Origin of the sequence: Vreelandella neptunia, assembly GCF_034479615.1 — a bacterium.
GTDB lineage: Bacteria > Pseudomonadota > Gammaproteobacteria > Pseudomonadales > Halomonadaceae > Vreelandella > Vreelandella neptunia.
The window spans coordinates 1,874,766-1,892,279 of record NZ_CP140255.1 but is presented as its reverse complement, the minus strand read 5'-3'; the positions used below and the strand labels follow the sequence as shown (position 1 = coordinate 1,892,279).

Genomic DNA, 17,514 nt, shown 5'->3' with positions numbered 1-17,514 from the left:
GCCGGGTGGCGGGTCAGTCGGTTTCAGTGCTGGTGGCGCGTTTATCGGCGCTATCTTGCGCTTCGTGAACTTTCCCGCCGACATACAGCGGGACGCCGTCGGCGCGCTTGCGCAGGATCTCTCTTGCCCGATCCTGGTGAACGTCCTCCCAGTCCTCGCCGTGCAGCGCCATGGTTTCGATATGCTCGTTACTGGTGCCGTTAGCGATGCGCTCTGTAGCGGCCCGGGCATCCACCTGCTCATTCAGCGAGCCAAGCGGTTCGCCGATCCAGAGAGAGCGTGTATAGGCACGGCGTTTTGCAGGGTCACTGTAACCAGGCAGATCCACCATCCCTCTCGCCACCATCTCATCAATCACCAATTCATAGGTGGGTTGGCAAAACTGCACCGTCATATGGTGGCGGCGCTGCTTAATAAACTTCCAGAGCTGGTTGAAGGCGGCACGGGCTGCGGTGTAACTGGTACTAAAGTGCATAAGCAGCACTTCAGCGGGCATTTCGAGTGCTGCACCAATCTCTTTAACGACAGCCACAAAGAATGGGTCGAACTGGGCGTTAGGACGGTTGGGGCTTATCGGTACAGGTTCTGCTCCTTCTTCCAGATCCCATACAGCCCCCTCGCCTAACGTCAGGGCTTCACCATCTTCCCGGGTATCGTTGTCGCTTCGTACCACTGGCCGGTCAGGCTTGTTGGGGTCATCGCTGTATTCATCCCACGTCGAGGCGCCTTGAACGGGAATTTCGTTCTCGTCACGTGTGTGCTTGATGGCCACCGTAAACATGGCGCTAATGACCGCAGCTGTTAGCTCTGCTTGGCTAAAGCGCTCCAGTTTCTGGAGCGCTTCTAGGATCGGTGCCAGGAACGGCACGCCTCGCACTTGGCCAGGGCGTGCCTTTTCGTTCATTAAATGCAGCACGCGGCGGCGACCTGTCCGTTCGCCGAAGACGGGTATCCAGTCATACCCTTTCGGGGTGGTGTAATCGCTGGGATAACCTCGACTGACGTTAAAGTGCGTCGGGCGACCCAAGCTGTCTACGCGTACGCCATCTATCTCTTGGGGGTTTAACACCCCTGCTAGCGAGTTGCCGACCCGCTCGGACTCTACTAGCTGCAGCTTCGTTGAGAAGATCCCGCCTAAACGCTGGTCGCTCGGCGTCATAACCAGCACGTCACCACTCAGCAATGCGCTGATTAACGCCAGCCGCTGCAGCATATAAAAGTCTTGGCTTGCCTCGGCGTCACACTCATTGGGGTCTTCTGCCCATAGCCGGAAGTTGCGGGCCAACTGATCATTGAGCGCTGAGGCTTGCTCATCGCTAATACCTAGGGCGTCGCGGTCAACGTTGGGACGAACAGTTAGCCCCATGCCGACAATATTGGTTGCCGCGCGATTAATCGCGGCACGGCCCAGCATGTGATTGCGGTACGCATCACGTGAACGGCTAATCAGTGCTTCGCGCTCAGAGGTGGGCGTATCCTGCCGCGGGCTGCCCATACCGGGTAACCAGCTCATCATGGATCGAATCATACGGCTTGCGCCGCGGTGCCGGGTCTCGCTTCCAACGTTGGCCGTATTTCGGCCTTTGGTTTGGGCTAAACGCTCAAGCTCTGCGCGCGCCAGCTTTTCCTGAGTATCCGCCAGGCCACCTGATGTTAAGCGCTTTAATAAACTCATGGATTACATCCAAATGTAGCGAATACGGTTACGTCCACCTCTACCACTGGCGGCTGCTTGCTCCTTAGCGGCCAGCTTGGCGTAGTGCTTTTCCATGCTGTAAAGCGTGCTGAGATCAGCCCGCGTGTATTGCCGGTCACCCATTCGCCAGGACTGCGACCCTTCGATCAGCTTATCGATGGCGATGCGCACCTTGGCAAGTCGATCGGTATAGGTTGTGGTCATAAACTGTTCTTCCGTGTGACGCGGCTACGACGGCGCTTAGGCCGGGGTGCCAGAGTGGCGGTGTCATTAAGGTCTAGGCCGAAGCGTTGCTGTGATATACGCAGGGCAGCCAGGGCGTAAACGAAACAGTCCAGCGCCTCATTGCGTCGACCACCAGACTCCCAGCGATAGACACGCCTACCCTTTTCAATCTTGGCGGTTTTGATTTCAGCGGTAAGCTGCTTGATCTCGTCTTCGTCACAGATTTCGTTATTGCTCGGCAGGTGCACGCAACCAGCAAGGGCAACACCTGGCTGTGGCTGAATCTTCAGCCGGTTATAAATCAGCTCTTTTGCATTGTCGGTACCCACCGTCGTTAGAAACACGCCTTTAACGGTTTTCTTGCGGGGGAAGTTGGCGATCGGCTTACCAGCCTTGTTTGCACCTTGCAGCGGGATCACCCAATAGACGCCCTGCTGCTTGCTCATGGCATAGACTTCATCCGTGTAGTGACCCATGGCATCCCATCCCCAGCGCATCACCGTCATCCAGTTGCCGTCGGTGCGCTGATAGCCCTGGTGCAACTTCATGGCCACCTTGCGTTTTAACTCAGGGCCAGCGGGGTCACCGTAAAGAATCCAACGATCTACCAGCCAGCTTTCCTCATCAGGGCCAAACGCCCACACGCGACCTTCATAACGGTCATCCTGTGTATCGATGCCCCCCATTAAAGCAACCGCGCCATCCGGTACCCGCGGGAATATTTCTCGTCGCCCGTAGAGCGTTTCCCATTCCAGCTTTTCACCAAGCTCGTCTTCCCAGGTTTCGCCCAGCGTGGTGTTCACAAAGGTCTTTAGCTTCGACGGTGAATTCTTTGACTTAAGGAAGTCGCGGGCAATACGCTCCCAAGTGGTGAAGGGCGATAAAACTGTCCACAGGTAAAAAGTTATGCTCTCCGGCGTTGGAATGGGCTCGTCATCAGCGCCAAACCAATCGATGCCATTACGCGTCCATATGCCGGTTTCGGTGCAGATCCAGCGGCCATCCTTAATGCTGTACTCACGGCTTTCGTCCTGAAGTTCATGCTGCTTGATAACGCAGCCATTGTGCTCGCACTGATAGAACGCAGTTTCAGGCTTGTCCTTATCCCACTTGATACCGAAGTCAGTATCCGGGCCACCAAACTTAAGCACTTGCTCCTCGCCACAATTCGGGCAAGGCACGTTAAAGCCTAGCTTGTGTGGTGACTCTTCAGCAGCGGCTTCTATCTGACACTGGCCGCGAACTTTAGGCGTGGATCCACGAATGGACTTAGGGAACGTTGAGCCTTCGAGGCGCTTATCACCGAGCGTTGTCGGGCTGCCCTCTTTCTCAATGTCCTCGTCGAAGGCCGCAAGCTCGTCGTAGATGACGACATCGACAGACTTCTCTCGGTAGTTACGTGCGGCTTTACCACCGTGAACAAAAAATTGCTTACCGTTGGCGAAGCGAAGAGCAGCCAGTGTGTTGTCGGAGTGCTTCTTGCCAAACCACGGCGCCAGGTCGAGAACCACCGGCACGTCACGCACCATGGTCTTAAGGTGCGTCTTCATAAAGCTCTCGGCGTCCGTGTCGGTCGGCGAGAACGTCAGGATGTTGCGTTTTTTGTGTTCAAGCAGGTAGCCAGCCGCGGCCAACAGCATTTTGGTGTAACCGAGGCGCGCCGACTTAACTACGTTGACTGTGCGTATCTCGTCATTTCCCATCGCGTTGAGTATTGCGATCTGGAAGGCGAGCGTTGTCCAGCGTCCTTCGTGGTAGCTCGACTCACTGGATAAGTAGAAGTTCTCGTCTGCCCACTCTACGGCGGTCATGGGTGCAGGGCGGAATAGAGCGAGCAGGCCCTGGCGAACTGATCGTTTCCACTCCCTAAGCTGAGCTGTCGATACCGTCAAAAAACTCATCCATCAGCTCCGGTAAAATATCGTCTAGGCCGCTGGCCTTGTTGCGGGCGCGCGCCAATTCACGCATCAAGGTATCAAGATGGCGTGTCTCTAGATCGGGGTGCTTGCGCTTCATTGTTAACGGCAATGTGTCGAGGATGGCAGCGATCTCGGCGGCTACCTTAGACAAGGTAAAAATGGCGAACTCAGAAGGAACCACTTTTCTTGCTGCCACTTCGTTCTTCTGTTGCTGACCGATGCGGCGCTCTCTTGTCAGCAAATATTCTTCTTGCTCGCGCTTCTGCTCAATGTAGGGATCAATCACATCTTCAGGCGCTTCTATCCCTCTCGCTTCCGGAACACGCACTTGTCCGGATAACTGTCCACGTATATGACGAATGTAGGCTAATCGACACTGCTCTAGGTCATACCCACCGCGTCCCTTAGAGGCAGGCAGCACGCCACTTTGCACTAGTTCACGAACCCATCGATCAGACAAATCTAGATGCGCGGCCACATCAACCTGAGTAGCCATTCCTAACCCCTTACCGGAACCGGAACCGGCCGCCCTGTAAAAATCTCATAAATAGCCGAATTCTGCGGCTATGTTCCCCCGTAGACCCCACCAGGGTGCCCAGGAGGAACCATTGATTTTTTTGCACCCGCTTGGTGCATCACTCATCACCCGCATCATTGGTTAATATCTCCACCACCGCCGCTCGATCTGCATTGAAGCGGCGGCGCATCGCCTCGTACTCAGCAAGCAACAGCAGCAAGCCTTTATTGCTATCCAAGATCAGTGCGGGCGCTGGTAGCTCAGTCGTTAGGTGGCTGGGTACCGTCGGGCAATCGCATTGGCTCCACGCTGCTAGATCGCTGGAGCTCGCGCACCCAGTCACTAATGCCAGTAGGCCGATCGCTATCCATCCACTCACGCGCTTCAGCATCGCTTTCTCCCAGTTGTTCTAGCGCCCTGGTACTGGCGCTGATGTCGTCGCGGATAGCGGTCAGCGTTTCGTCACGCGTTGCCATTGCGCTGCTCAATCTATCGATCTGCTGGCGCTGCCACTGCTGGTGCTCTTGCAGTATCTCGGCACGGCTGCGCTGGCGCTCGGCTTCGGCTTGGTAGGCGTCTCGCTGGGTGGTGATGTGCTGCCAGTAAAGGAAGGCACTCAGCAGCGCCAAGCCACCCAGCACCAGGCCAAGGGCTTTCGCCTTAAGTGAGGCAATCATTTGAGCCACTTCGTGATAAAGGCGACCAGCACCTCATAGAGACCATCGGCCTTGTTGCGCACCCACTCCACGCCCATGATCGCCAGGAATACACAAGGCGCGAATGCCACCTCTTCCGGGAGCTGGTAATAAGCAGCCACCCACAAAAAAACTGGATATAGAGACAACGACAGGATGGTACCCACCGTCGCGCTCATCAGCGCCTTAGTCCATGGCCCGCCGTTGTGCAGCACAGTAATGAAGCCAACCGTAAAGGTGGCGGCACTCAGCAGTAGGTATGGGATCATATTCACCAGCCACTGCCAGTTATTCGGGTCGCGGTTTGGCATGGTGCGTTTCTCTTTAGATCGTTTGTTCATGGCGCACCTCTCGGGCGGGCCTCGTCAGTTAATCGATGGAAATGCCGCCGACGGTTTCGTACACGCCCAGCAGCTCATCAGTAGCTAATTCACGCTGACCATAGCCAGCACCTGGCAGGCTCGCCCAGATACGCCGACATGCATGAATGGCTTCACGAATGCGGCCGTTATGAATCAGGGAAAGCGCTTGGCATTGGCGGATAAGGTGAATCGCACCCAGGTCTTGGCTTGCTGGAGTGAAGTCGGGCAGGTTGAAGCGTTCAGCCAGATCATCCCAAGTGCGGGTCAGAAACTGATAGCGGCCAGCAGCACTTGAGTTGATCTTGTAAGCAGGCAACCAGACCAACTGCCGGGGATGATCGTGGTAGCTCTCAAAGGTGCCGCCGCCGACAATTACGTTGTAGCCGTCTTGATTGCCGTATCGCGGCGTGCCCTCTGCATAAGCCAACATGTCGAGGTAAGCGGCCACGTTGCCCGCTCGCGTATCCTTGGGCGGCGCTGGCTCAAGGCGCAGCAGTGCCGCCTCGTCATACCAATGGGCAGGCGAGTGAGCAGACATGACGACCTCAGTAATAGAAAGGCCCCAACACGGAGGGGCAAGGCACGCCAGGTGGCGAGCAAGAGAGCGGCGGAAAGCAAAAAGCCCCACTGGACAGAGCCAATAGGGCTTTTAAAAAAAATAAATGTTCGAACTTACAAGCTTACTTTCTGGCTACATTAATAAAGGCTTCTGACATTTCGCTTAAAATTAACAGGTATTCATTTTCTGCCTGGTGGTGCTTTTCATAAGCTTCTAGCTCGCTGTGATGCCTGTCTTCAACCTCTTCGTAAGGAACGCCTGGTGGCGAGCCACGTGTAGTTGCTTTGCCTACATAGCCTTCAAAAGAACCATACCATTTAACAAATGCCGAAAAAAATTGATGTCGATTTGGTTCGCTATAAGGAAAGTAAATAGCCAGCAACAAATGCAGTTCATTAGCCCTATCAGATGCTATCTTGAAAGCATTCTGCCTTTCTTGATAAATCTCATTGGAGTTACTTCGTAGACACTCTATATATAGCCGTTCTGCTTCATGTATGTCTGATCGACACAGCTCGATAAGCTTTACAGCACTCTTGGCATTATCATGAATCTTATCCGCCTTGGCTGCCCTCTTTGCTGCAAAGTAGCTGAAATAAGCACCTAGACCGGCACCGATAGCAGCACCTAATACCGTGCCGCCAATACTCCACCAGTCCGTGGGCGTTGATTGAATAATAATCTGAATAGGCTCATCTAACAGCTCGGGCAAAAAAGGCAAACAAAGCACCTCAAGAAAAGCCCCGCCGGGTGACCGGCAGGGCTTTATGGTGTGTGGCGGCTAGCGTCATTGAGCGCCAGCCTAGAAACATAGTAGAACAGTCGTGGAGTTAATACAACATGTGGTGTTTTAAAGCTGTGCCAACAATAGAAGCTCCACCCTTGCATGCTTAGCTGCATCCTTCACGGCCTGCCCGTTCTTAAATATCGGTACGCTCTTATGCTCATTGCGCGAACGACGGTACGTATCTTTCTCAGTGACCCGCACCACCTCAACCTGCTTGATCTCAGTCATGGTCGAAAGCGACCCCATTTGCAGCATGCGCGAGTAGATCGGCAAGTGCTGGGCAATGAAATCATAACTCTTGGCCCATAGCGCCTGTTGCTGCGCTGCCATTGGGTAGAGCTTAGCGGCACGAATCAACACCGCCAGCCGAGCGCGTGGGCGCAAGCGAGCCGCCTCAAGCCACTGCTTAGAGTATTCTTGAGTTTCACGAATAGGAATGCCGCGTTCATAAGCAATCGCCAGCGGATCGGCAGAAGCGGTACCGCCCCCAGGCTGCTGACCAAGCGTAGCTACTGAGCTGAACGGCTGAAAGCCAGGGTTCTCGTGCCAGTGCCAAGTAAGACGCCCCGCCTCAATGTCTAGAATCCGGTCTACAAACACGCGTGCCGCTTCCGGATCATGCTCTGGGTGACTGCTACGCGCCAGCTCTCGCAGATCTCGAATACTCATACGCTGGTAGTCACGCGCCATAGATTCAGCCTCTTTCAACAATGCCATGCCCATTAGCCCTTTCTCCACTCTGTGCCGCCTACAGCGGGTCGCTCATCATGGTGTCGATACGTAGGCATCAACTCCACATATCGCCGAAGCACACGCTTAGCCTCCTCAAGCCCCACAGCCAAGACAGCGCAATAGCCACGTTCATATGCCAGCGCCAGCCAATCATGCTGACTATCAGCTAGGGGCGCGGTGTGAGGCGGTGACGCCTTGAATTCCATGTACAGCCCAAACCAGCCGCCCCGGGCATCCATCACCACCAAGTCACTCACGCCCGATTTAACACCCTGGCGCTTCATCGCTGCACCGGTGCTTTTGCTGCGCTGGCCACCATTGGGAACGTGGTAGATAGCGTCGTACAACTGCCCTACCGGCTCCCCGCGCATTTTCTCGCCCAACAGCCAGCGGATTAGCACTGCCTGCTCTTGGCCTTCCCAATCGACCGGGCGTGCGCGGGGTGTACCGTCAGCTTTCAGCTTGCGTGGTCGGCGGGCTGATTGGAGTCGTAGGCTCATGATCGGACACCATATAAATTCAAGGCTTTCACGGCCTCTTCAATTAATTCGCCAAAGCGCTTGGTTCTGACATAAGTGTGAACGTTGTTATATAGGCGGCTGTTTTCTTCGCTATGCCAAAACCTGGGCGGCACCTCCTTGCTGAAATTGCATAGCTCAAAATCGTAGAAGCGCTCTAACGCGCCATGTCTGCCGAAAAAGCCGTTTTGTAGATCTACCGGGAAGCCAGTGCCATCCCAGGGGTGAACAGCACGTACAGCCTTGCCGCCGATGAATGAACGCGAACCTTTACCACTCGGGCCGATGTAATCAACGCAATCCCCCACCTGAACGTATGGTTCCCGCCCCATTGATAGCGCTGGAACACTGACGCCTGACGCGAAAGCGGCGCCAAGCAGCTGCAGAAACCTACGGCGTGATAATTCAAACATTAGAGCCCCCTTTATGCTGCCGAACCTTGCGCGACTTATTGAGGCTCATAAGCAAGGAGTTCAGGGTGTGCAACGCTGCCAAGCCATACATGCCGTGGTAAGCCGCCCAAGCGACAGCACTCCACCAGCTTATGAAGAAGACCCACCGCAATATCTTGGGTAGTTTGGGGGGTGTCTCGTGCGGCGAATCCAGAAAGATACCGATCAGCGCCAGCGCCAGGATCATCAAGCCGATAGCCCATGCGGTAAATAGCGCCAGGTTAGCCAACCCACCTTGAGCGATGGGGGCCAGCCAGGTAGGAACAACGACGCCTATCACTAACAGAACTGAATAAAGGAATGGTTTAGTCATTTTCTGCCCGCCTCTTGAATTTCCATGCAAATTAAGCCCATACCTACCAGCAGCACGCCTGTTGTGCTTTTCAGGTCAGCACCTTCTATGCCAAGAAACTGCATCACGATTGATGCAGCGACATGTCCAGCGCCAGCCAAAATAAGAGCCGTTGAATTTCTCACTCTCCACCCCGCTGGCGCATCTTTCGCGCTAGATTTCGATCCATTCGAGACTTAACGCCGTCAGCAAAATCCTCTGGCAGCAAGGCTTTGTCACAGCAGGGGCACAAGGGCGTGCTGTTTCGGCTGCGCCACACCTCATCTAACGCCTTTACAGCACGGCTACGAGCCTGGAACACCGAAGCTTCTTTAAGCTCCTCTTCGCGGCGGCGAAGTCTTGCAGTGGCGGCATAGTGAAACTCTGCAATCACCTTAAATGCATCGTAGGGCTCCACCTCCTGCTCGCAGTCCTGGCACCATATGCGCCGCTCCTGATCGTCAAATACGACCTTTCGGTGTTTGCAAGCGGACGCAGGGCGGCGGGTCTTGCCACGCGCTATGCGCAGATCGCCAATATCCACCACTTTCATGCCGCTTAAATAATCTTGAGGAACTACCGGCTTATCACTCACTCCCCACCCCCAGGCACACGCGATCCATCATTCTTTGCTGACGCTCCCACTTGCTGTAATCGGCCATGATGCGATCCAGCATCGCCCGGGCAGCGTCGTTATGGTCTAGCTCGGCGCGGCTTTGAATGCCGCACGCCTTGCGCAGCCAGCGGGTAGCGCCAGCGGCTTTAAACGTGCCGTCCGGAAACTCCCTGCGCTCCAGCGCATTGCGTGTGCGCCAGCGGTGATCGAGATAGAGCCAAAAGCGTGGATTCTGGCAAAGCATCGCGGCGCGTCGAGCTTGCTGGCCCCCTTTTGGTAAGCCTTGCGGGCATTCTGGTAAGCTTTTAGTGCTTTTTGGTAAAGCCGAACCGCCTTTTGGCAAGCTATTGGTCATAATCATGTTCTCCCTGCTCGCTGATACCAGTGGCCCTCTCTACAAAAGGTGGCGGCGGAGTCCGGAAAGGCGGAGCATGGCCACCTGGCTTGCTCTTACAAAAAGCGCCAGCAGCACAAGCGATGGTGATAAACACGCCGACCAGCACGCCGAATAAAAACCACGTTACGCCGTCCATCGCTGACCTCCCCGCTGTGCAATACGCATGCAGTGCTTACAGGCTGGTAATGCTTCGCCAGTCGCGGGGTCGCGAAACTCGCTGGCGGCCTTGCGGTAGTGGCACTGCGGGCATTTGGGCTGGGTGTAGGCTTGGCGGGTCATGAACCACCCCCTAACTTCACCAACTGCTGCGCGGTTTCCATGAGCCATCTAAGATCCCGCCACGCCTCTGGATCGCCTGCATAGTGAGCTTGCTTTGCCTGCGCCATTAGGGTGGCGTTCATGGCCGCACAGCGGTTGATGAGATCGTCTGGTGCAAGCTCGCTGGACAACATGTGCGCGGCATCAACAGGAAGAAGTGATGGCGGCGCAGGCTTGGCGGTTGTCTCAACAGCTATTGGCGACTCCTCAAGGTCTTTAAAGCAGCTGTTGCAGATCTCCCCGTATTGCTTGGCATCCCAAGCGCAAAGCGCTACGCCGCACTTATCACAGCCAGCTGGGGCTTTATCCTGCGTGGGCTCCGCCGCTGCCGGAGACAGCAACGCGCTGCCACTCAGTGTGGGCAGCCATGCGCCTTCACGGGCCACCAGCAGCCCGCTTTTTTCAAGCGCATGCAGCACTTCAGCAATGCGGGCCTTTTGTTCAACGGTCTTGGCATTCATGCCTACATAAACAATCATCACCTTGGCGCCGCGATGCGTCTGCCGGTGCTCTTCGCAGATAACCTCAAGCACCTGGCGCTCTACTTTAATCAGCGGCATGGTTAGAACCTCCAGCGGTGTAATAACTCTCCAGCAGCGGCACTGCGGGAAGCTCAACCGTGCCAAACGCCGTCAGCCGATAGGCAAAGCCTTGGGCACGCTCGACAAACTCCTGCTCAACCAAGGCATCACAAGCAACGCGGATCTCATGTAGCGATACCGGGAGCTTGTAGGCATGCGCCAGCGTGGTTAGGTGCTGGGGATTGGATGACGACATACCCAGCAAACGCAGCACGATGTTTTGATGATCAATAGGGTTAAGCGACATCACGCAGCCTCCCTAGCAAGTTTTTCAAAATGGAATTCCACGCGAATATCGGTCTCCACGATCAATCCATGCTTCTTAGCCATGCGGTACGTGGGTGCATTTCGATGTAGTGCACCAACGTAACCAGCCAGCACCTCGCGCCATTGCTCTAGGGTGTATGTCGCTTTGGAGAGATTGCAGGGCGCGCAAGCGGGCATAAAATTATCAATAGCGTGATTTTCGGGCTTATCTGCACCCACCAGGCGCGTCTTATATCCAGGTGATCCATCCCGGTATAACTCATGACGCCGAAGCACAGCCTTGACATGATCGGCATGCCAGCGCTGGCCTAACTCTTCGCCGCAGTAAGCGCAGCAGCCGTCGAACATGCCGAAGAGCACAGCGCGCTCAGCTTCTGTTAATCGCTTCACGACGCCACCCCCTTAGCGGCTTCCATCGCCAACGCCTTGCCGCTTTCAGTCAGCCCCAACACCTGGCGCGCTGGAGAATCGGCGCTCATGCCCGACACCTCGATGTAATCCATATCCAGCAGCTCACGGCAGCGGCCGCAAATGCTGGCCAGCGGTAGGCCGGTCGCATCGGCCAGTTGGTTGCGGGTCATGGGGCCCTTGCTCACCAGCGAGGCAGTTACCAGCCCACGCGAGGCGCTGAGCTTGCCTGAACGCCGGTGATCGCTGAATGCAGCCCGTTTTACTTCATTGCCACTTGGCTGGAATGCGGTATTCATGATTAACGTCCTCCCATCGCAGCCAGCGGCACGCCAGCTTGTTCGAGTAATTCACGGCGGCGGGCCTCTTCACGCTCGCGGGCTTCGCGGCGCTCTTGGGCTTTCTGGTCACCGGGCTGGTTAATGATCTCGCGCAGCTTGCTCACCACCTGCTTACGCTGGCGCTTGCCTTCTTCGGTCACCGGCTTATCGGGCGGTGGCAACAGGTGGGCCACCTTAGGCGCGGGAAGCTTGCCGGCACTCACGGCATCGTTCAGCACGATCTCGCGGCGCTGCGGGTCATGGCCTAGCGACACCTGCCACTCAGGCTGGCGGGCTTCGGCTTTCGCTTCGGAGAGTTCACGCTCATACGCAGCCAGGAACGCCATGCGGGCACCGATCTTGTCCGGACGGTCGCCACTCAACACCGGCTGGGCAGCGGCAAAGGCGCGGGCAATCTCCGGCGTCCAGACAACCGTCTCCTGCTCGTCGGTGCTTTTCAGCGCCAGCGCCCACGCCTCGTTACCGCTCAAATGAGCGTTCGCACTGGGTAAGCGCTCGATAATCGCCGCCAAGGTCAGCTTGCCGTGTAGCTCGGCACGGCAGCGGGCCAGCGCTCGGGCAATCTCGGCAAAGGGGTAAGCGCTCAGGTCTTCGGCAATCAGCCCGGCTGCCTTGTGGCGGATCTCCTGCCCCAGCACTTCCGCGGTGGCGTAAACCAGATCAACGACCTGATCCATTTGTTCAGGGGTTAACGGCATGATGCGGCCTCCTGCTGTTGGCGGCGTTCGGCTAGCCAGCGCTTAGCCTCCTCCGCGTTGCTCGCGTTGGTTTGGGTGCTGTCCACTTGGCGGGCTTTGGCCTGGGTGACCTGCTGGCCAGTGGCGAGTTGGGTGGCGATGGATTCGCAGTCCTGCAGGAGCAGGCCCACGGGGTGCAGGCGTGAGGTGTAGAACTGGCTGTTGAGTTTTAGGTAGTACGCGGCCACGGCGGGGGCACGCTCAGCCCCCACACGGTCGACCAGCTGGCTCATGTTCGCGCCAGCCTTTTGATTCCAGACCGGCCAGGTGCCGTAACGGGCACGGTAAGCACAGGCGTAGTTCGCCCAGGGTTTGAACGTCTTGGCTTTCGGGTCACGGGTACCCGGCATATCGGCAGGGATACGCGCCAGCAGATCAGCACCCGATTCTTGAGCGCTTGCGGTTTCCGGTTGTGGTTCGTCAGCGCCCAGGTAATCACCCTCCGATGCATCGGGGCTTGCCCCCGGTGCAACAGTACTAACCCTGGTACCCTCAGAATGAACCCCTAAACCTGAACCCCTCTCTTCACGGTTTTCCGAATACCCCTCTTCGACATTTCGAGTAGGGTTCTCCCTGTTTTCCGAATACCCCTCTTCGGGATCTCGAATAGGGTTCTCCTTGTTTTCCGAATACCCCTCTTCGGTTTTCCGAGTACCCTTAGGCGCGGTATCCAACGGGCGCTTCATGAAGATGCGGCGCTCAACAATTTGCTTGCCTTCACGGATCTGATCGACGCGCACCCAGCCCTTTTTCTTGAGCGAGCTGATTACCTCAGAAACACGGTTAGGCGACAGGCCGAAGAACTCGGCCAACTTCTTGTTAGATTTGAAACAGCCCTTCTGCGGGTGCTGCAGGCTATCAATCTCAATCAGCATCACTTTCTCTTGCAGTGACAGCTCGCGATTAAGCCATATCTCGGCGGGGATCCAGACACCACGGAAAGCGCGTTCGTCTGTCATGACGCACCCCCGAAATAGAAAGCCACACCGTCACCCGCTAAAGTGGTAGTTGCGACACCACCCACCCATAGAAGGAAAACGACGTGGCTGAAAACGACACACAGAAAATGTTGAAAAGCGTATTGTTCTCGCAAATGGAGATACTGGGGCGCCTGGATATGATCGAACGCCACCTTGGAGTGGATCAAAGCTGGATGAACGAATCTCGCGCAGAAGCAATTACAGCACTTGAATATATTGTTGATAGCGATTTCAGCGAAGAAATTTGGCAGGATTTGCAGCCTATTCTCCGCAAAATCAGCAACTTTAAAGACATTAAAGACCATTAGCGCAACTCCTCAGGCGCTATCTTCTGCTTTCGCGCAGCCTTGATAGCGTCTTTCATTCGCAGCGCCCATGCCTTTCCTAGCGCAGCGTCTGATAGAGCGGCGTTACCATCCATGCGCATGTTCATTTCTACCCAGCGCTTATCCTTTGCTAGCGCCAGCAGCATGTAGCCCTTGGCTCCCTTAAACCGCGCCCCCTCTTCCATCGCGACCATAACGCGATCCAGCTCATCACCACGTCCTGTACGGCTAGCACGAATCACAAACAACAAGCGACGTAGTAGCTTGCTCATACCCTCACCTCACAAACACCTGTATATCCATTCACCGCGTTCACGTGGACGCAACCGAAGGTTCGTTAGCGTTATCCTGAACATCAGCTGCAGATGGCGCCGCGTGCTCCAGCAGCCATTCAGCGGTGAATGCCCCGCCGCTAGCGCCAGCAATTCGTTGAGCATGCTTGGTCTCACCTGTGTATTCGGTGCGAGGGAGGCGGCCACGGTTGACCCACTTACGGACAGCCTGAGGTGTGACATTACAAATGATTGCTACAGCAGAAGGGCCGCCTAGCTGCTTTACAGCTAATCCAACATTACTCATTGCACTCTCCGAAAACGAACCAATGGTTAATATTAGAACACAACTGAAAGTTGGCGCAAGGAAAGCGCATAATGAACCAATGGTTACTAATGAAAAGTTGCGGTCTGCTTTTGCAGATAGGTTAAGAAAAGCAATGACTGAATCGGGTCAGCCGGTTCGGGGTGCAGCCGTGCGCCTGCATGAATTAACTGGAAAATCTGCAAATGCAGCTGGGAAGTGGCTGAAAGGCGAGAGCATGCCAACTCCTGAAAATCTTCAAAAGATTTGCCACTGGCTTAATGTCAGAGAGGAATGGCTTGAATATGGGCGTGAACCAATGCGCCCAGGAATGGCTTCAAAGGAAGCTTATCGAGTCGAAGAGCGTGCACAGGATTTAGCGCAACTCGCCTCTCCGCGTTCACTCCGCATGCTGAACAATATCGCAGAGGCCGCACAAGATGGCCGATTAACAGAAGACGATCTGATACTGCTGGAGCAGATCGCCACACGTATTGCCGCTCGCCCCGCTAATTACACAAACGAACGCCAAAACCACGGACACGAGCGGCTCAAGGCAAAGCTGGGGAACAATGATTCATCTACTCAAGGGAACGGCGCTCCAGGGCCAGCTACCAAGCCCGACACGCCCAGGGATTAACCCGATATTCAAAGCTCGCATTCACGTAGAAGGTGAAAGCCGCCGCTGCTTTATCAAGCTGCTGCCCGACCATGTAAAAGAAAATAATGCGGTAGTCACCAACCAAGAGGCGTACAGCGAGGCAATTGGTTACGCGCTGGCGCGGGCCTGTGGATTCAAAGTTGCTAATACGGCGGGAGTAATACTGCTTACCCGTAAGCAAATTCCCCTTGAAGTGCTTAAACAAGCGGATGAAGAAACCGCAGGGCCACCGCAATCAGAATTTATTGCCTGGTTTAGTGAAGATATGTGCTTCCCAGACCTGGTGGTTCAGCACACGACAGGCATCGCCAGTGAAGATCTCGAAGAGCGTATCAAGTCCCGTATTGCCAAAGACCTGCTGAAACGCAAAGACCTCCCGAAGCTGGTCTCTTTTGATGAATGGACACTTAACACCGACCGTAATCCCGGCAATGTACTCAGCGCCAGCAGCGTTTCAGTGGCACTTATCGACCACGGCAGACTGTTCACCTCACGCGGATGGCAATCCCAAGCGTTACGTTTTCTCGTTCATCGACAGGCAGGCAATCAGATGGCCAGTTGGGCGGAATTAGGCGAGCCTGGCTGGAATCAAAAATTGCCAAATATGAGTGAGCGCGCTTTAGCCTATAATGGGTTCAACATTTCATTCAGCGATACTGGACAAGGCGATGTCAGCAAGGCACTGTCTGACCTCTCCCTACCGGGCGACGAAATAGACTGCGTACTCGACTTCCTTGAGCAGCGCCTAGACCCGGCACATTATCGCAAGGCAATAGGCCTAATAGCATGACGTTGGCAGCTCGACTTAAAAAAACACTCACCGCTGAGTCACCGCTTCCCGTCTCCGGCAACTGGCGGCCCATAAGCTTGTGCCTGGATGACACGGCCTGTGAGTTCTTGAATGTAGGCGTGGTGTTTGCTGATGGCGCCAGCGTAGAAGTGCGCATGCTCGACACGTTTGAGCGCCTTAAGTGCTTGTACGACACACGGATCAATCAGGCCCATTTACAGCACCTGCTGATGGACATTGAAGACAGTCTAATCGCAACTAAGGGCGATTTACCCGATAGACTCAGCGACACTATTCGGCTTGGCCCCTCCCTTTTCGCCCAGGGTGAAGACGCTGAAAGCATCGTGGATGCCTTTTTCGAAGATGTGGTCACGCTCGCAAGGCCACGCAAGAACCAAGCGCCCTCTCAATTTCGTTATCGCTCTTCAAGCAAAGTGTGTAGCAGCGTGCTTGAATTAATGAAAGAGCAGTTGGGGTTTAACGCCAGTCGCGTAATTCAGGATCAGCCCTTGCGATTACCCCTCAACAATGGCCGCACCATTGACGTAGAGGTGCCACTGCTGTCTACCAATGCCGTAGGATCGGTGGTATCAGCGTGGTACAAAAGCCCCATGGTGGTTGAAAACAATATACTCCAAGCAGGCGCCGATCTTTCGCTTGTGGCCAGCAACAGTCAGCGACAGGCCGCGATGTCGGTGTTAATCCCCAACGACAAGAGTGGCCTCTCAGCGAAAGAGCGAGAGCATGTTGAAAGAACGGCCTACCGTAAACTTGAACGCTTTGAGCGATCCGGAGTGGTGGTGCTTCGTGATGACTCAACAGCAGGCCTGGCTGAGCAGACCATTAAATGGTGGCGTGAGCGCGGTGCGGCTTAGCAAATCAGGCTTACATTAGAGAAGGTATTTATGGAAGAAACAGCGCCAAGAGCACGAGAGCTCAAGGGTCAGGATTTAGATAACTACATAGAAGCAAAAAATATTACTAGAATTTGCCCATCTTGTGGTGAAAATGACATTATGATTTTGTCTCATGGCCCAGATGAACCTCTTCACATAATGGACATGAAGTTATCTCACTCTACAGCTTCACCTGACTCCGTTGTTCAAGTTGCTGCTTTTGTTTGCCAAAACTGTGGAAATCTGCGTACTTTTTCTAAAAAGTGGATTTTAGCCTGGATCGAAGAGGAGTCTCACAGTGTCGAATAAAGTGAGCTACCTTCCAGGCAAGGGCGGCAACGGCTCTGGAGGCGAACCCCCTATGAACGATCACCTAACACCACGTGTTGAGCATCTAGAACGCGACGTAGGCGAGATTAAGGTTACGCTCGCCCGATTGGAAGGTCGCTTTGATACCATTGATGCAAAGTTCGACGCTATCAACACGAAACTAGATACCCTTGCCACCAAAGCTGACCTGGCCGAGACCAAAGTCAGTATGATTCAGTGGGGAGTAGGTACCGTTATCGCCGCTGGAGCGCTTGTCTTCGCTATCATGCGTTTCCTACCCGCTGCTTTATAAAACACTAACGCTGCTCTGCACAAACCGCCCATCGAGGCGGTTTTTTTGTGCCTAAGCCTCAGCCACGCGCACCTTTACCCCCCCTGAGCCTGAACCTGATCTAACCGCCCATAGAAACGGATTTGTTTACGCACACAACAAATACCAACTAATGGTTGTTGACTTAAAACAACCATTGGTTCATATTTAATTCATAACGAATCAG

Annotated in this window: 29 protein-coding genes; 6 read left to right on the top strand and 23 right to left on the bottom strand. The window is 54.9% G+C overall.

All coding sequences use genetic code 11. The annotated features are described in order from the left end of the window. Positions 1-13: 13 nt before the first annotated feature. The 22 genes from SR894_RS08750 to SR894_RS08645 form a co-directional block, all read right to left on the bottom strand. Positions 14-1,675: a phage portal protein gene (locus SR894_RS08750; RefSeq protein ID WP_223288807.1), complete on the bottom strand. Its 1,662-nt coding sequence runs from the start codon at positions 1,673-1,675 to the stop codon at positions 14-16. 3 nt (positions 1,676-1,678) lie between these two features. Beyond that, positions 1,679-1,900, bottom strand: coding sequence for a hypothetical protein (locus tag SR894_RS08745; protein WP_223288808.1), 222 nt, complete (start codon positions 1,898-1,900; stop codon positions 1,679-1,681). Next, a complete protein-coding gene (locus SR894_RS08740) occupies positions 1,897-3,822 on the bottom strand; it encodes a phage terminase large subunit family protein (protein ID WP_223288809.1) in 1,926 nt (641 codons plus the stop codon). The genes SR894_RS08745 and SR894_RS08740 overlap by 4 nt, the downstream gene beginning before the upstream one ends. Beyond that, complete coding sequence (locus SR894_RS08735; RefSeq protein ID WP_223288810.1) at positions 3,788-4,336, bottom strand: terminase small subunit; 549 nt, start codon at positions 4,334-4,336, stop codon at positions 3,788-3,790. Before SR894_RS08735 ends, SR894_RS08740 begins: the two co-directional genes overlap by 35 nt. Before the next feature lie 281 nt (positions 4,337-4,617). Beyond that, on the bottom strand, positions 4,618-5,034 hold the full coding sequence (locus SR894_RS08730; RefSeq protein WP_223288811.1) for a hypothetical protein: 417 nt from the start codon (positions 5,032-5,034) through the stop codon (positions 4,618-4,620). Then, a complete protein-coding gene (locus SR894_RS08725) occupies positions 5,031-5,393 on the bottom strand; it encodes a phage holin family protein (RefSeq protein ID WP_150112569.1) in 363 nt (120 codons plus the stop codon). The genes SR894_RS08730 and SR894_RS08725 overlap by 4 nt, the downstream gene beginning before the upstream one ends. A 28-nt stretch (positions 5,394-5,421) precedes the next feature. Then, on the bottom strand, positions 5,422-5,952 hold the full coding sequence (locus tag SR894_RS08720; RefSeq protein ID WP_223288812.1) for a glycoside hydrolase family 24 protein: 531 nt from the start codon (positions 5,950-5,952) through the stop codon (positions 5,422-5,424). A gap of 142 nt (positions 5,953-6,094) precedes the next feature. Next, entirely contained in the window at positions 6,095-6,694 is a 600-nt protein-coding gene (locus SR894_RS08715) for a hypothetical protein (protein ID WP_223288813.1), read from the bottom strand. Positions 6,695-6,823: 129 nt separating this feature from the next. Next, complete coding sequence (locus tag SR894_RS08710; protein WP_223288814.1) at positions 6,824-7,483, bottom strand: hypothetical protein; 660 nt, start codon at positions 7,481-7,483, stop codon at positions 6,824-6,826. Beyond that, the gene (locus SR894_RS08705) at positions 7,483-7,992 is read right to left on the bottom strand and encodes a VRR-NUC domain-containing protein (RefSeq protein ID WP_223288815.1); all 510 of its coding nucleotides are present in this window, start codon (positions 7,990-7,992) and stop codon (positions 7,483-7,485) included. The genes SR894_RS08710 and SR894_RS08705 overlap by 1 nt, the downstream gene beginning before the upstream one ends. Then, entirely contained in the window at positions 7,989-8,423 is a 435-nt protein-coding gene (locus SR894_RS08700; protein WP_223288816.1) for a hypothetical protein, read from the bottom strand. The genes SR894_RS08705 and SR894_RS08700 overlap by 4 nt, the downstream gene beginning before the upstream one ends. After that, positions 8,416-8,775 carry a hypothetical protein gene (locus SR894_RS08695; protein ID WP_223288817.1) on the bottom strand — a complete coding sequence of 120 codons (360 nt, stop codon included), beginning with the start codon at positions 8,773-8,775 and terminating at the stop codon, positions 8,416-8,418. The genes SR894_RS08700 and SR894_RS08695 overlap by 8 nt, the downstream gene beginning before the upstream one ends. Further along, positions 8,772-8,939, bottom strand: a complete 168-nt coding sequence (locus tag SR894_RS08690; RefSeq protein WP_223288818.1) for a hypothetical protein — start codon at positions 8,937-8,939, stop codon at positions 8,772-8,774. Before SR894_RS08690 ends, SR894_RS08695 begins: the two co-directional genes overlap by 4 nt. After that, positions 8,936-9,388 carry a hypothetical protein gene (locus SR894_RS08685; protein WP_223288819.1) on the bottom strand — a complete coding sequence of 151 codons (453 nt, stop codon included), beginning with the start codon at positions 9,386-9,388 and terminating at the stop codon, positions 8,936-8,938. The genes SR894_RS08690 and SR894_RS08685 overlap by 4 nt, the downstream gene beginning before the upstream one ends. After that, positions 9,381-9,764 carry a hypothetical protein gene (locus tag SR894_RS08680; RefSeq protein ID WP_246638253.1) on the bottom strand — a complete coding sequence of 128 codons (384 nt, stop codon included), beginning with the start codon at positions 9,762-9,764 and terminating at the stop codon, positions 9,381-9,383. Before SR894_RS08680 ends, SR894_RS08685 begins: the two co-directional genes overlap by 8 nt. 165 nt (positions 9,765-9,929) lie before the next feature. Beyond that, entirely contained in the window at positions 9,930-10,085 is a 156-nt protein-coding gene (locus SR894_RS08675; RefSeq protein WP_223288820.1) for a hypothetical protein, read from the bottom strand. Then, the gene (locus SR894_RS08670; protein ID WP_223288821.1) at positions 10,082-10,684 is read right to left on the bottom strand and encodes a hypothetical protein; all 603 of its coding nucleotides are present in this window, start codon (positions 10,682-10,684) and stop codon (positions 10,082-10,084) included. The genes SR894_RS08675 and SR894_RS08670 overlap by 4 nt, the downstream gene beginning before the upstream one ends. Next, complete coding sequence (locus tag SR894_RS08665; RefSeq protein WP_223288822.1) at positions 10,671-10,952, bottom strand: hypothetical protein; 282 nt, start codon at positions 10,950-10,952, stop codon at positions 10,671-10,673. Before SR894_RS08665 ends, SR894_RS08670 begins: the two co-directional genes overlap by 14 nt. Then, entirely contained in the window at positions 10,952-11,362 is a 411-nt protein-coding gene (locus SR894_RS08660; RefSeq protein WP_223288823.1) for an HNH endonuclease, read from the bottom strand. The genes SR894_RS08665 and SR894_RS08660 overlap by 1 nt, the downstream gene beginning before the upstream one ends. After that, complete coding sequence (locus SR894_RS08655; protein ID WP_223288824.1) at positions 11,359-11,679, bottom strand: MarR family winged helix-turn-helix transcriptional regulator; 321 nt, start codon at positions 11,677-11,679, stop codon at positions 11,359-11,361. Before SR894_RS08655 ends, SR894_RS08660 begins: the two co-directional genes overlap by 4 nt. A gap of 2 nt (positions 11,680-11,681) precedes the next feature. Continuing rightward, on the bottom strand, positions 11,682-12,419 hold the full coding sequence (locus tag SR894_RS08650) for a hypothetical protein (protein WP_223288825.1): 738 nt from the start codon (positions 12,417-12,419) through the stop codon (positions 11,682-11,684). Next, positions 12,410-13,417: a helix-turn-helix domain-containing protein gene (locus SR894_RS08645; RefSeq protein ID WP_223288826.1), complete on the bottom strand. Its 1,008-nt coding sequence runs from the start codon at positions 13,415-13,417 to the stop codon at positions 12,410-12,412. The genes SR894_RS08650 and SR894_RS08645 overlap by 10 nt, the downstream gene beginning before the upstream one ends. A gap of 83 nt (positions 13,418-13,500) precedes the next feature. On the opposite strand from SR894_RS08645, the gene SR894_RS08640 reads away from it, so the two are divergent. Then, positions 13,501-13,746: a hypothetical protein gene (locus SR894_RS08640; RefSeq protein ID WP_223288827.1), complete on the top strand. Its 246-nt coding sequence runs from the start codon at positions 13,501-13,503 to the stop codon at positions 13,744-13,746. Here the strand turns inward: SR894_RS08640 and SR894_RS08635 are convergent. After that, a complete protein-coding gene (locus SR894_RS08635; protein WP_223288828.1) occupies positions 13,743-14,036 on the bottom strand; it encodes a hypothetical protein in 294 nt (97 codons plus the stop codon). The genes SR894_RS08640 and SR894_RS08635 overlap by 4 nt on opposite strands. A 248-nt stretch (positions 14,037-14,284) precedes the next feature. Here SR894_RS08635 and SR894_RS08630 point away from each other — a divergent pair, with 248 nt between their 5' ends. Genes SR894_RS08630 through SR894_RS08610 form a run of 5 tightly spaced genes read left to right on the top strand, consistent with a single transcriptional unit; the run spans position 14,285 to position 17,309 of the window. Continuing rightward, the gene (locus SR894_RS08630) at positions 14,285-14,980 is read left to right on the top strand and encodes a helix-turn-helix domain-containing protein (protein ID WP_223288829.1); all 696 of its coding nucleotides are present in this window, start codon (positions 14,285-14,287) and stop codon (positions 14,978-14,980) included. Further along, positions 14,913-15,791: a hypothetical protein gene (locus SR894_RS08625; protein WP_223288830.1), complete on the top strand. Its 879-nt coding sequence runs from the start codon at positions 14,913-14,915 to the stop codon at positions 15,789-15,791. Before SR894_RS08630 ends, SR894_RS08625 begins: the two co-directional genes overlap by 68 nt. Further along, positions 15,788-16,666 carry a hypothetical protein gene (locus tag SR894_RS08620; RefSeq protein ID WP_223288831.1) on the top strand — a complete coding sequence of 293 codons (879 nt, stop codon included), beginning with the start codon at positions 15,788-15,790 and terminating at the stop codon, positions 16,664-16,666. Before SR894_RS08625 ends, SR894_RS08620 begins: the two co-directional genes overlap by 4 nt. 30 nt (positions 16,667-16,696) lie before the next feature. After that, the gene (locus tag SR894_RS08615; protein WP_223288832.1) at positions 16,697-16,996 is read left to right on the top strand and encodes a hypothetical protein; all 300 of its coding nucleotides are present in this window, start codon (positions 16,697-16,699) and stop codon (positions 16,994-16,996) included. After that, on the top strand, positions 16,986-17,309 hold the full coding sequence (locus SR894_RS08610) for a CCDC90 family protein (protein ID WP_223288833.1): 324 nt from the start codon (positions 16,986-16,988) through the stop codon (positions 17,307-17,309). Before SR894_RS08615 ends, SR894_RS08610 begins: the two co-directional genes overlap by 11 nt. The last annotated feature ends 205 nt before the right edge of the window (positions 17,310-17,514 follow it).